The organism is Veillonella sp. 3_1_44, assembly GCF_000163715.1.
In the GTDB taxonomy this organism is placed as follows: domain Bacteria; phylum Bacillota; class Negativicutes; order Veillonellales; family Veillonellaceae; genus Veillonella; species Veillonella parvula_A.
In genome coordinates, this window is the sequence record NZ_GG770199.1 from 739,130 (window position 1) to 753,131 (window position 14,002).

At 38.0% G+C, this 14,002-nt stretch carries 12 protein-coding genes and 1 tRNA gene; all 13 read right to left on the reverse strand.

The genetic code is table 11. The annotated features are described in order from the left end of the window. Positions 1–56 precede the first annotated feature (56 nt). The 13 genes from HMPREF0873_RS03420 to HMPREF0873_RS03480 all read right to left on the reverse strand — a co-directional run bounded on the left by HMPREF0873_RS03420 (position 57) and on the right by HMPREF0873_RS03480 (position 13,761). Positions 57–1,106, reverse strand: a complete 1,050-nt coding sequence (locus tag HMPREF0873_RS03420) for a D-glycerate dehydrogenase (protein ID WP_004696553.1) — start codon at positions 1,104–1,106, stop codon at positions 57–59. A gap of 123 nt (positions 1,107–1,229) precedes the next feature. Continuing rightward, positions 1,230–1,697 (reverse strand): large conductance mechanosensitive channel protein MscL, encoded by a 468-nt coding sequence (mscL, locus tag HMPREF0873_RS03425; protein WP_004696554.1) that lies wholly within the window; start codon positions 1,695–1,697, stop codon positions 1,230–1,232. A gap of 284 nt (positions 1,698–1,981) precedes the next feature. Continuing rightward, complete coding sequence (locus HMPREF0873_RS03430) at positions 1,982–3,649, reverse strand: ATP-dependent endonuclease (RefSeq protein WP_004696557.1); 1,668 nt, start codon at positions 3,647–3,649, stop codon at positions 1,982–1,984. A gap of 171 nt (positions 3,650–3,820) precedes the next feature. Continuing rightward, positions 3,821–4,708, reverse strand: coding sequence for a DMT family transporter (locus HMPREF0873_RS03435; protein WP_008714338.1), 888 nt, complete (start codon positions 4,706–4,708; stop codon positions 3,821–3,823). Between the two features lie 212 nt (positions 4,709–4,920). Further along, positions 4,921–6,420, reverse strand: coding sequence for a threonine synthase (gene thrC / locus HMPREF0873_RS03440; protein ID WP_008714340.1), 1,500 nt, complete (start codon positions 6,418–6,420; stop codon positions 4,921–4,923). 182 nt (positions 6,421–6,602) lie between these two features. Further along, the gene (locus HMPREF0873_RS03445; RefSeq protein WP_008714341.1) at positions 6,603–7,544 is read right to left on the reverse strand and encodes a Dyp-type peroxidase; all 942 of its coding nucleotides are present in this window, start codon (positions 7,542–7,544) and stop codon (positions 6,603–6,605) included. A gap of 281 nt (positions 7,545–7,825) precedes the next feature. Then, positions 7,826–7,901, reverse strand: a tRNA-Lys gene (locus HMPREF0873_RS03450). Between the two features lie 83 nt (positions 7,902–7,984). Then, positions 7,985–8,287, reverse strand: coding sequence for a hypothetical protein (locus HMPREF0873_RS03455; RefSeq protein ID WP_008714343.1), 303 nt, complete (start codon positions 8,285–8,287; stop codon positions 7,985–7,987). Position 8,288: 1 nt separating this feature from the next. Next, the gene (moaA, locus tag HMPREF0873_RS03460) at positions 8,289–9,254 is read right to left on the reverse strand and encodes a GTP 3',8-cyclase MoaA (protein WP_038125498.1); all 966 of its coding nucleotides are present in this window, start codon (positions 9,252–9,254) and stop codon (positions 8,289–8,291) included. Between the two features lie 26 nt (positions 9,255–9,280). After that, positions 9,281–9,721, reverse strand: a complete 441-nt coding sequence (locus HMPREF0873_RS03465) for an MOSC domain-containing protein (RefSeq protein WP_004696570.1) — start codon at positions 9,719–9,721, stop codon at positions 9,281–9,283. A 213-nt stretch (positions 9,722–9,934) separates the two neighbouring features. Next, positions 9,935–11,263 (reverse strand): nucleobase:cation symporter-2 family protein, encoded by a 1,329-nt coding sequence (locus tag HMPREF0873_RS03470; protein WP_038125499.1) that lies wholly within the window; start codon positions 11,261–11,263, stop codon positions 9,935–9,937. A gap of 180 nt (positions 11,264–11,443) precedes the next feature. Further along, a complete protein-coding gene (locus HMPREF0873_RS03475; RefSeq protein WP_008714350.1) occupies positions 11,444–12,061 on the reverse strand; it encodes a cyclodeaminase/cyclohydrolase family protein in 618 nt (205 codons plus the stop codon). Positions 12,062–12,090: 29 nt separating this feature from the next. Then, a complete protein-coding gene (locus HMPREF0873_RS03480) occupies positions 12,091–13,761 on the reverse strand; it encodes a formate--tetrahydrofolate ligase (RefSeq protein ID WP_008714352.1) in 1,671 nt (556 codons plus the stop codon). Positions 13,762–14,002: the final 241 nt, after the last annotated feature.

The following is a 14,002-nucleotide window of genomic DNA, read 5'->3' on the forward strand; positions in this document are numbered from 1 at the left end:
TCTTTTATTTTACCATACTTTGTATAAAACCGCATATCTTTTAATGTCTTGCACTGTTAGTCGAAATCGGTTAAATCAACGCCAGCCTTTTTAAGCTCTTCTAGCGCAGACTCTACATCCATTTGAGGTTTCTTGTAGTTCACTTCTTCGTTCACACATGTTTTTAACGGTTTCTTATGAACGCCGGCAATAATATTATCTGCTGTCAAAATAGACATGTCATAACGAGTCCTATCTGTGTAAGAGCCAATATGTGGTACAATGAGGCAATTTTCTACCTCTAATAATGGATGATCCACTGGTAATGGTTCTGGATCCGTCACATCGAGTGCCGCATAATCAATTTCACCTGTATTTAAGGCATTAATGAGTGCCTCTGTATCAACGATAGGACCACGACCTACATTTACAAATAAAGCGGTATTTTTCATCTTCTTGAAGAATGCTTCATCACACATATGATAGGTTTCATCTGTTAATGGAGCCATTACACAAACTACATCACTAGTCGCTAAAAGGTCATCTAGCTCCATATAAGTAGTCTTATGAATCTTATCATCCAAGCGTTGATTACGATTATGATATACAACAGTCATACCAAAGGCACGGGCGCGGCGAGAAATAGACACGCCGATAGCCCCCATGCCAATGATACCAAGAGTGCGACGACTTAAATCAAAACCTTTAATATTAGAAGGTCTTTGAGCCCAACGACCGTCTTTTACAAAGTTAGCATTTTCTATAATACGACGACTAGCCGTGGCAATCAAGGTAAATGCAAGTTCTGCTACCGTTTCATTGAGAACACCTGGTGTATTGCCATAAGGAATGCCTGCCGCTGTTAGTTCATCAATGTTTACATTATCATAGCCTACGGCCGCTTGTGCTATAACCTTTAAATTTGGCGCATTCTTTACAAGATCAGCATCTACATCTAAAGGTCGTACACACCATAAACCATCTGCATCAACGAGCCATTCCTTCAGTACCTCACGAGGCATCACTGTTTTTTCAGTCCATTGGCGCACATCTACATGCTCTTTTAAATATGCAATCGCATCTTTGCGAACCAGTCCATTTACTACTACTAGAGGTTTCTTTTCCATGTATATCCCTCCCTAAAAAATTCTATATATTATAATTATATTTTATACTAGAAAGCTAACGTAATACAACAAAAAGGAGTAAGGCCAAAACCTCACTCCTTTTATGTATAATTTAAATTTGAACTAGTTCAAATCTGCAGTACAGTTAGGACATTTAACTGCATTAATATTGATTTCAGATTTACAGAATTGACATTCTTTCGTTGTAGGTGCTTCTGCAACTTCCTCTTCTTTCGCGGATTTCATCATTTTAGCCAAGCCACGAACCATCAAGAATACAACAAATGCCAAAATCAAGAATTGAATCAAATCAGTAATAAATGTACCATATGGCAATACAGATCCAGCTGCACGAGCTGTAGCAATATCAGCGCCAGCCATGAATGCATCTTTAGAACCTGTGCTCAATGGCAAATACAAATTACTAAAATCAATACCACCTGTGAATACACTGAGAACAGGCATGAATAGGTTGTTTACAACAGAATTAACCAATGCTGTGAAAGCAGCACCAATAATCATACCAATAGCTAGGTCCATCATATTGCCTTTGAAAGCAAATGCTTTAAAGTCGTTTAAAAAGTCTTTCATTTTCATACTCCTAGATACGTTTAATTGAGAATGCATTAATAACAGTACTAATCATAAAATAAAGATAAAAAGATGTCAAGAAATTTCGATGTAGTTTTTAAAATTTAGTTAATATAGTTTTTCATAATTCTATCTATTATTGTAATAAATCACGTATTATGCGTATTTTTTGCACCATATTTTCTATACCTACACTCTAAAACGCTTTGATACATACTAGAAAATAGAGCCTAACCAAACTTTGGTCAGACTCTATTAATTAGAAGTATTAATGTATTGTTCCATTAACCTAAACCTAGTGAAAGAAGTTTAGCACGCTCTATTACTGCAATAAATGCAGGTGGTATCATGGAAGCATCTAAGAATTGACTTATACGACGCCCTACAATTACCCCTTTATTGGCATAGAACCAAGAGAAGTAATAAATATGTAAATCATCTAACTTACGATCCGAAATATTCGATAAACATCGTTGTACAATTTGACTTTTAGTAATACCTAGTTTCGCATAACCACGACGTGCCATGTCCTTTGTTACCATTGGCCGAGCATCATCAATAATATCCTTGATAATGGCATCCATTATGGAACGCTTGTGCATCGCAAGCAAATACGATACAAAATCCATTTCAAAACAAATTTCTTGTGTGTAAAATATATTGCTATGTGCTTTTGCATACTTTCCCTCTACATCTCGATCATAGAGAGCTACTGTTGGAATAGAGAATCTATTAAATAATTTTTGTAATTTACTAATAGAAGACTCTCCTCGGGCATTGATAAGACAGATGCCAAAGTAATCAAAATCTACCCCCAATCGTTTACCAAAACCTGCAAAGCTACCGTACTCTGTCTCTCCTTCTACAATGATAATACACCGAGCGTAGAGCGCCTCCTTAGCCTCTGGAAAATGCATAATCAAATGTTTCTCTACCTCTTTAGGGAAGTTAAACGTAACCCCACAAGCTGCACAGACCATATTATTTTCATCCCGATAAAGGCGAATAATGTGCCGATAATCATCAACAAGCGCATCTGTACTATGTGTAACTACAAAAAGTTGTCCTAACAATCCATCAATTTTAAATACATCTCGCAACAACGATAAAAACTCTTCATTTTCATTAGTTGCAATTTGGCGGTAATAATTGAGCACAGCCCGTTGCAAATAAGGGCTTAAATGTAGCTCTGGCTCATCCACACTGATAAAGATTGGTAAAAACTTGCGACCCTTTCCATCATATACAAGTAAAGCTTCTAGATTTGTAGTCGCACTACTCACCTTCATATAGATTTGAGCTAAAATTTTAAGAGCCACAGCCATTATTAAACGCACATTATCAGCAGAATACTTGCGTTCTATAGCAGAAGATGTAGACAACACCTCTATAAGGTGTTGAATATTGAGCATACAATAGGGATCTAAATCCTTGCGTAAACTGACAATTTCACGCTGCAAATCATCAGTCGCCATTTCTAATCGAGATACATAAGCTTGTAAGAGATGTCCTAATTCAATATATACAGCAGAGGGTATAGAAAATAGCTCTTGCTCTGATGTATCGCGATGACACACATATAAGGCATGACGAATCATAGATAACGCCATAGGTTCAATCCCTGCATCAGTGACTCTGTATAATCGTGGATATACCTCTTGTACAACTTGTTCAAGTCGTAAACGGTAGGTGGGGCCTTCATCAGCAGTATACATGCTTTTATAATTTAACTCACCTAAAGATATTTCAAAATCAATGCGGATAGGCTTGTTTACATCCGTGAAATCACTTTCAATGAACCCATGGCACTCCATGATAATTTCTAAGAGATCTAGAAAATTAGACTTACCTACTGCATTCTCACCGACAAAGTAATTAATATCATTGTGAAAGCTTAGTGTTACATCGGCTAAGTTCCTATAGTTTTCAATATGCATCCATTTTATATACATAGCTCCTCCGTCTGTAGCTACTTTCAAAATGAAAGAGCTCTAGTATATTTCATTACCACAAATCACTAACTAATACCCTTGTATTATCTCTTTTATGTAAAAAGGTGCTAATCACGAATGTAATCAGCACCCCACTGTCATATACAATCTGATATTGTATATATTCGACATTTATTTGATTTTATCCTCTATGACCTTGCCCTCTCTTAATGGACCACTCTGTTCTTTAAGACGCGCCAACATAACAGAAGATATAAACATGGCAATACCAGCACCCACTGTGGCTATGGATAAACTTTCACCAAAGATCAAGAACCCGTAGAAGGAACTAATAAATACGCCAACGTATTGCAAGAATTGAGCCACTACAGCATTGGTCGTAACAAAGGCTCCGGTCAAGAAAAACTGAGCCACTACACTAATACCACCGATAGCAAAGATAATTAGCCAGTCTGTACCTTGAGGCATAACGAGCTGTTCTGTAGTGACGAGGCCCGCAATCATACCAGTAATCATAAAATAGGCCATAATTTCAAAATTACTATGTTGTCCGCGTTTACTAATAGTTCGTATTGTCGTATAAGCCGCCGCAGCTAGAGCAGCACCTAAAATTGCTACCAAGGCATACCAAGAAAATGATTCATAACTAAAAGGATTTACCATTACTAAGACAGCAATCAAAATAACTCCGAGCCATTTGCCAGCCCCTTTAGGTATCGATTCCTTCAGAAACAGAGCACTAAAGATAAAAACAAATATTCCTGTCGTCTGAAATAGAATTGTTGCATCAGATAATTTTATGTGTACCAAAGCAATAAAATTACAGACCATACCAAAACCGCCGTATAGGCCACGCATGACAAGGAGCCCCCGATTCTCTTTTGAAAATCGGATTCCCTTCACATACATGATAATGAGCACCGCAACAGTCCCAAAGAATCCACGGGCAAAAGCGATCTCCCCAGGTGGAATATTCGTCCCCAACAGTTTTACGAATACATTCATCGTACTAAACAAAAGTGCGGATAACAATGCATATATAAGGCCCTTTTTAGCCATAGCCCCTCCTATAATTATATTTCTCTATATAATTATAAACCCATATTTCTATAAATAATGGATACATCAATACATACTAACAAAATTCCATACCATATATGATGAATGTTAATTTAATGAGAAAATGAATTTAATTGGTTAATCAATAAAAAATGGTTACTCAATAAGAAACATATAGATATGCCGCCCTTCTAATGAAAGGCGGCATTGTATTATTTAGAGAATGTATCTACAAAATCTAAGATTTCTTGTTTCATATTCTCTTTGTCGATTGCTTTTGTAAAGCGCAATGGTTTGGATTGTAAGGCTTCCAATTGTTTAGGGAAGGCAACACCCGTTACAGTAGAGATATTCTCTAAGCTTTCATAAGGAGTCTCGCCTACCTTGATATCCAATGCCTCACAGATTGGTGTAGGGAATTTAAATGGATGTGCTGTAGATGCAATCACTGTATGACGAGCGCCATCTTCAGGATGCTTCTCCAACTCCTTCATATAGGCCCCCATAGCAACCGCCGTGTGAGGATCCATTACATAACCGTAAGAATTGTATACTTGTTCAATGATTGCTTTCGTTTCTTCATCATCCACATAGGCACCAGCAAAATCAGTCTTAATACGTTTGAACTCTTCTTCATTAACAGTTAATTTGCCTGTTGCTTTAAGATCTTTCATCCATTCTGCTGTACGTTCGCTATCTTCACCAGAAATATAATATAAGAATCGTTCAAAGTTAGAGGATTCAAGAATATCCATGGATGGAGAAATCGTCGTATAGAATGGGCGGTTCATATCGTAGGTACCGTTTTCAAAGAAGTCAGTAAGTACGTTATTTTGATTAGATGCACAAATCAATTTGCCGATAGGAATCCCCATTTTTTTAGCATAGTAAGCAGCCAAGATATTACCGAAGTTACCAGTTGGAACTACAACGTTGAAAGCTTCGTCTTCATGGATTGCACCTTGTGCAACCAGTTCAGCATAGGCATTTACATAGTAAACTACTTGTGGAGCTAAACGACCAATATTGATAGAGTTCGCACTGGAGAACATAACCCCTTTTTCAGCAACCTCTTCTGCAGTCGCTTTATCAACAAAGAGGCGTTTCAAGAATTGTTGAGCATCGTCAAAATTGCCATGAATAGCCGTAACATTAACATTCTCCCCTTCTTGTTTTTGCATTTGTTCCGCTTGCATAGGACTAACGCCATCAGTTGGGTAAAATACCTGAATATGAGTGCCAGGTACATCCTTGAAGCCTTCAAGAGCTGCTTTACCAGTATCACCAGAAGTAGCCGTTAAGATAAGAACTTCTTTTTTCTCACCTTCCGCCTCTTTAGCTGCCACTAACAAATATGGGAATAAGGACAACGCCATATCTTTGAAAGCTTGTGTGCGGCCATGGAATAATTCCAATACGGAAACCTTTTCCAATAAAGAGTGTAATGGTGCAATATCACGGGTGCTGAAATTAGCATCGCAGTAAGCAGAATTAATCATTTCATTTAAATGAGCTTCAGAAAAGCATGGAAACAACTTTGCTAAAACAACGGCTGCTACTTCTTGGTAGTTTTTATCTTTCACATCATTGTAAGTTAAGCAATTTGTAGGGAATAAAGATGGTACATATAGGCCACCATCCTCTGCCAATCCGTGCAACAATGCATATGTTTCATTTACCGCAACGGTACCGCGGGTGCTAGTATAATTCATAGAATACCTCATTTATAACTACAATGGATTTTTACGAGTTTAATAGATTTATTATAGCATAAAAGCGCCCACTTGGGGCGCTTTCTATAGAATTATATAATAAATTTTAATCTTGTAGATAGAACTAAACATTACTAGCTAATTAGATAAATGTTTAGTCTCCACCATCAATTAGAAATCGATTATAGTTCACCTTCTGCAATAGCATCCAATGTATCAAGAGACGGAATGAAAAATAGCATGCCCGTAATAGGCTTAGAATAATCAAGCAATTTATCGTTTTGTGTAAACATATTGGTAAGCATTGTTTTGGTCACATCCCAGTAACGAGCATAACCTATAAAGTATGTGCCTCGAACACCTTGACCAGGTTGAGCAAATGGAACATTCATACGAACGATCTTATGTTCTTCATCATCACGATTGTCTTGAGCCACTACATTGTGAGCTGCCGGGTCTTTTTCGTCATCCTCTAATTCGATATCACTAAATTTGCGGCGGCCAATGAATTTCTCTTGCATTTCTGTAGGAAGTGCACGCCATGCATCAAGATCATGTTCATATTTCTGTGCAAATGCATAAGAGCCATTAGTAAATTCAGGATCTTCATCTCCAATAACGCCCCACTCTACAGCCTCTTGGCCAACAGGGTTTTCCGTACCATCAACGAAATCAATAATCGCACGACCTTGTTCGTAGTGGAAGCCATGGGTTTCATCTACAACAGATGTAATAGGGCGTAAGAACTCCATAATTTGATCTACTACAGTATACGTAACAGATTCATCATTAGAGCGGACATGCAAAAATAAGTCAGCTGCTACAGCGGGTACATCTTGTTTATCACCTTTTATGCCTTCGAAGTCTTCTAACTCTTTTGGTACCGGTGCATTAGGGAACAAATAATCCCATGCCTTACGGCTAAAGCCAAAGGCAATGCCCAAACCTTCCCCATTAGCGCGAATACTAACAGAACGTTTAATGGCTTGAATACGATCTGCCATATCTTGAATCACTTCAAGCTCTGCCTCATGATCTTTACGGTTTAATAACAAAGTGGTGAAGTTGACACTTTGGCCAGCATCTTTATACACATCTTGTGTTCTAGAAACATCTACTGCCATTTGGTACCTCCTAGTGAGAAAACTATTATAAAACCATCATAAGCTATTATAGTTTTACTGTCTATAAAATATATTATATTGTATCAATACTATATTCAATTAATATCAAAGTTTATAAACTTAATTAAATCAATGACTACTCGTTTGAGAAAAATAGGATTAAACCACAACGTATTTTAACCATGTAAATAACTATATAAAGGCTAAAAAGATATGTAAAAAGCTAAAAGAAAAATATTTACACAAAAAAAGAACTCACACAAAATGTGAGTTCTTTACTCTGGTGGACCACCAGGGGTTCGAACCCTGGACACCCTGATTAAGAGTCAGGTGCTCTGCCAGCTGAGCTAGTGGTCCATGACATGAATAATTATATGCTTATTTTATAGGAATGTAAAGAAAATTTATTACACTCCTATAAAATATCAACATTCATATTATTAATATTGTAATACCCAATCCTTCATAATATTACAGGCCTCAGTAGGGAGTAGATCACTAGTCCCTACGCAGTTTTCACCACTATATAGTTGAAGCACACTATGAGTGCGACTTACTTCTTTTACAATAACATTCGTCAAATTAGACTTAGGAACGCTAAACTGTAACCCATAACGACCAAAATAAGTAAATACGGTTTCTTGTGTATTGTATTCTATATGGACTTGAAGCATCTTGCCTCCAGGCCAGCATGATTCAACATTCTCCTTTGATCTAGGCTTTAAAAAATCAAAAAATCCCATACTACCCTCCGATTCGCCACATTGGACGCTCAGGTTGATCCATACCTATACCATCATGTCGTTCTTGTTTTCGTTGCAAAGCACGTTCAATATGATTAGCTAAGTCCTTTATAGATACACCTTTGCGTACGAGTGATACGAGATCAGCCTCATCATCTCGCAACAAGCACAATCGCATTTGACCGTCAGATGTAAGACGTACACGATTGCAAGTGTCACAATAGCTATGAGACATAGAGAATATAAAGCCTACAGCCTTACCACTAGGTAGTGCCAAATATGTAGCAGGACCAAAGCCATAAACAGAATGAACCTCTGTGAGAGATCCGCCACTAACGCGTTCTAATTGTTCCTTCCATTCATCAAAGGTAGGTCCATGAAAGGCATCACCTTGGAACGGCATGTATTCAATAAACCGCCAAACAACAGGCCATTTTTCAACATATTGTAATAAAGATTTAACTTCATCATCGGACCAATAACGAGATAAAACCGTATTAATCTTAACGGATTTAAAGTTAGCATTAATAGCGCTACGTATACCGTCGAGAACAGACTCCAACTGCCCCTCTTTACCAACACAGGTGGCAAAAGCTTCAGTTTCAAGAGAGTCCAAACTAATATTCACACGATTCAAGCCAAGTTTTTTTAACCGTTGCGCTCGTGAGGCTAATAAACTACCATTGGTAGTCATAGAAATATCTTCAAACCAACCTGTTTCTTTAATGCGACCTAGTAACTCTTCGATATGTGGATAGAGCAAAGGCTCACCGCCTGTGAGGCGTACTGCCTTCACACCAATATGATGGAAGGCCCCTAATATATTCATCCATTCATCAACAGATAATAGTTGTGTTTGACTTTGAGGAGTAATTTCTGCAGGTCGGCAGTAGGGACAACAAAAATTACACGCATCTGTCAACGACAGACGTACATATTCAATTGTACGACCCCATGCGTCTTTCATAACACACCTCATTTACTAATACAAAATTACTTAATAATAGATACTTCATCACCTACATGAATCGTACCAGTTTTAAGAACCTTACCAAAGATACCTTGTGTAGGCATAATGCAGGAACCAACTTGTTTCATAATTTCACAACCTTGATGACATTCTTTGCCAATTTGAGTAATTTCAAGAATCACATCATCACCTACTTGTAAGTGAGTCCCTACAGCTAATTCATAAAGAACCATGCCTTCTACTGTAATGTTTTCAGCGAAATCACCAGGTTTGACATCTGCACCTTGTGCCCTCATGTGATCAATACTCGCAATACCAAGCAAGCTGATTTGGCGATGCCAATTTCCTGCATGAGCATCTCCCTCCATCCCATGATCAACAATGAGATTGGCGGATTCAATATTATGTTTTTTTTGCCCTTTTCTCTCACTTATGGAGATAGCAATAATCTTTCCGTCTGCCACGTAGTCCTTCCCTTCTTATGGGAACATTCCATATACATAACTTTTATAAACACTTAATTGTAAATACAAATTAATATTTCTATTTTATGAAAGCATCACAAAATAGTTCTACAATTATCTATATATTATAGCATAATATTCTAATGTTTTTCCTGTGATTTTATTCACTAAAAAAACTCTACCGAAAGAGGTAGAGTTCTCATATAGTTATTATTATCGGCGACCCATTTCTTTAATTTCGTCACCTTTATTAACACCATTTAGTAATAAATTAAGCAAGATTGCCATAATACTACCAAAGGTAATGCCAGATTTTAATATAATTTGTGCCCAATCAGGGAAATTAGCATAAAAGTTCGGCGCCGCAATAGGGATCATGGCCACTCCAATACTAATCGCCACAAGCATCAAGTTATGATTACCATCAAAACTAACCTTGCCAAGAGCGCGGATACCACTGGCAACAATCATACCAAACATAGCAATACCAGCACCACCAAGTACTGCATTTGGAATACTAGCAACTATAGCAGCTAATTTAGGGAATAATCCTAACAAAATTAAGATTACTCCAGATGCAGCTACTACAAAGCGACTTTTAACACCTGTAACCGCAATAAGTCCTACATTTTGAGCAAAGGCTGTATATGGGAAACTATTAAGAATTCCCCCTATTAAAGTGGAAATACCATCAGCACGAATAACAGAAGCCAATTCTTTTCGACCTATTGGCTTATCCACAATTTCGCCAATAGCAATACTATCACCTGTAGTCTCTACCATGACAACGAGCATGACGATAATCATAGATAGTACAGAAGCCCAGTCAAAGGTTGGCAAACCAAAATAGAATGGTTCAATGAAAGCAACCCATTGAGAACGACCAACTTCGTCAAAATTAGCAACGCCCATTGCAAAGGCAATTGCTGTGCCTGCGATTAAACCGATTAATACAGAAAGATTACTTAAAAAACCTTTAGCAAACTTATATACAAATACAACAATTAAGAACGTAAGAAACCCAAGGCCTATGTTTGTATAGCTTCCAAATTCTGGATTTCCTACGCCGCCCCCCATCCAATTAATGGCAACTGGCATTAAGTTAATCCCAATAAGAGTAATTATGGTTCCCGTTACAACAGGGGGGAACAGTCGAATTAGACGACTAAAGAATGGAGCTACTAGAAAGGTAAATAAACCTGCTACAATAATGGCGCCGTAAATGGCAGTCATACCATGCTGTGCCCCAATCATAGTCATAGGTCCGACAGATGCAAAGGTAACACCTTGGATCATAGGGATACGCCCACCTATATTACCGAAGCCTAATGTTTGAATTAAGGTCGCAATGCCACAAGTAAACAAGTCTGCAGTAATAAGACGAATCAAGTCCTCCACAGGTAAATTCATCGCCTGTGCCACGATAATCGGTACCGCAACAGCTCCAGCATACATGGCAAGTACATGCTGTAAACCAAAGGCAAAGAGCTGTGGTATGGGCAACATACTATCGACTGTATTTATTTGGTTCTGATCTGTCATAATGTCTCCTACATAAAACCTCGAAATATCACCCATTTATTTTACACTATCGTTCGGATTATAACAATAGAAAAAAGAGAGTCTATTATTTTATATGTATTAATAGGCTCTCTTTATATTATTTCCCGAACTTTTATAGCTTGCTCGGTTATATTATTCGATTTATATTATAATCTCTTATTATTCATATAACCCTATGATAGACGACTCTTTAACATCAAGATCTTTTTCAATGGCATACATCTTAGATATTAGTTCTTCTACAAAACTTTCATCTTTAATACCAGATAAATTAATACGCACATTCAAAAAAGCCGATTTCACCGCAGCACGCGCATTAATAGCCGCAATAATACCATCTGTAATAAGGTTTTGATTCCCCTTACGAGAGGCTAATTCTGCTAAATCAAATATTTGATTCGCTAATTCTCCAATTTCAAAAGGTACCATAGCAGCATCTTTGTATGCTTGTTGAATAGCAGCTGTACGCGCAGCCTTTTCTTCATCTGTATTCTTTGGCAATCCTAAGGCGTTCATAAAGATATTAAATACATCTGCATCAGCTTGAGATAATTCGAGCATGCGCTTGCGAATCGCTTCTGCTTTAGCTTGAAGCTCCTCCATTTCAGGCTGAACCGCTTCATAACCTTTTTTACCAAATGTAAGGTTTGCTACCATTTCTGCTAAAGCCGCCCCCGTTGCGGCAGTCAATGCCGCAATAGCACCACCACCTGGCGTTGGCTCTTTAGAGGCAGTAGCAGCCACAAAATCTATTACTCGTTGTTCTACTAATTTCATAACATAGCCTCATGTAAAAACACTTTCTATTAGAACAAGCCTTTAATTGTGCCGTCTGCTTCGATATCCATATTAAGAGCAGCAGGACGTTTAGGTAGGCCCGGCATGACCATTACGTCACCTGTACGACATACGATAAAGCCTGCCCCATTAGCAACACGAATATCGGATACAGTAATTGTAAAGCCAGTTGGTGCGCCTAAAAGAGCTGGATTATCGGATAAGGAGTATTGCGTTTTCGCCATACATACAGGCAAACGATCAAGTCCCCAATCTGCTAATTGTTTAATTTGCTTTTTGGCTTTGTCCGTAAAGATAACACCATCGCCACCATAAATAGTTTTAACGATTTTATTAACTTTGTCCTCTAAACTATCTTCTAACTCATATACGAATTTAGGTGTTGGCTTAGGGCCTTCAAGTAACTCTACAACTTTTTTCGCCATATCAGTGCCGCCTTCGCCGCCCTTTTCCCAACATTCATTAAGCTCTACAGGCACGCCAAACTCATCACATAGGCGAGTCAACTCAGCAATTTCTGCATCTGTATCGCTAGCAAATTTATTGATTGCCACTAATACAGGCACATTGAAATAACGCATGTTTTCAATTGCTTTTTGTAAGTTGCTGAAACCTTTAGTTACGGCTTCAACATTTTCTGTATTCAACTCTTGTTTTGGTACACCACCATGCATTTTAAGAGCTCGTAATGTAGCTACGATAACGATTGCATCAGGGAAAATATCGCCGTATCGGCATTTAATATCAAGGAACTTTTCAGCACCCAAGTCAGCGCCAAAGCCCGCTTCCGTAACTACGATATCACCAATCTTAAGTCCTAGTTTTGTAGCTACAATGGAGTTACAACCATGAGCGATATTTGCAAAGGGACCACCGTGAACAATAGCTGGTGTATGTTCCAATGTTTGTACGAGATTCGGCTTGATAGCATCTTTCATAAGGAGAGCCATCGCACCTTGGCAACCAAGTTGATGAACATAAACAGGATTACCTGCTAAGTTACAACCGATAACGATGCGACCAAAACGTTCTTTCAAATCTTCTAAGTCCTTAGCTAAGCAAAGAATAGCCATGATTTCAGAAGCTACAGTAATCATGAAGTGATCTTCTCTAGGGAACCCACATACTTTACCACCGAGTGCAACTGTCACATTGCGAAGAGCACGGTCATTCATATCTAGAACACGAGTCCATGATAACTGACGCAAATCAATTTGTAATTCATTGCCTTGATGGATGTGATTATCGATCATAGCGGATAATAAATTATTAGCCGCTGTAATAGCATGCATATCACCTGTAAAGTGAAGATTGATGTCATCCATAGGTACAACTTGAGCATAACCACCACCTGCTGCACCACCCTTAATCCCAAAAACAGGTCCTAAGGATGGCTCACGTAATGTAGCGATAGCATTTTTACCAATTTTTTGTAAGCCTTGTACGAGACCAATGCTCGTTGTAGACTTACCTTCCCCAGCTGGTGTTGGCGTAATCGCTGTGACTAGCACCAACTTACCATCTGGCTTGGATTCTAAACGGCGAATGGCATCAAAAGAAATTTTCGCTTTATAATGACCATATTGTTCAATATCATCAGGTGTTAAACCACATTTATCAGCAATAACCTGAATCTTCTCCATTGTATTCTGTTGGGCAATCTCAATATCGCTTAACATAAAGCCTCCTCGGCACCATGGCCACATAAACCTATATAACAACTATTAGATAGACGTGTACGTTTTGTAATATATGTCTACTGTGAATGTATATTTGTACACTTACATTACTCTATTATATGTGAAAGTTTCTCTAATGTCTAATACTTATGTCTAACAAATTTAGTAATCTATCTAATATATAACAAAACAAGCACAATATATGCAGGTAAGCAAGAAAAGGCCCTGACGTAAATATACA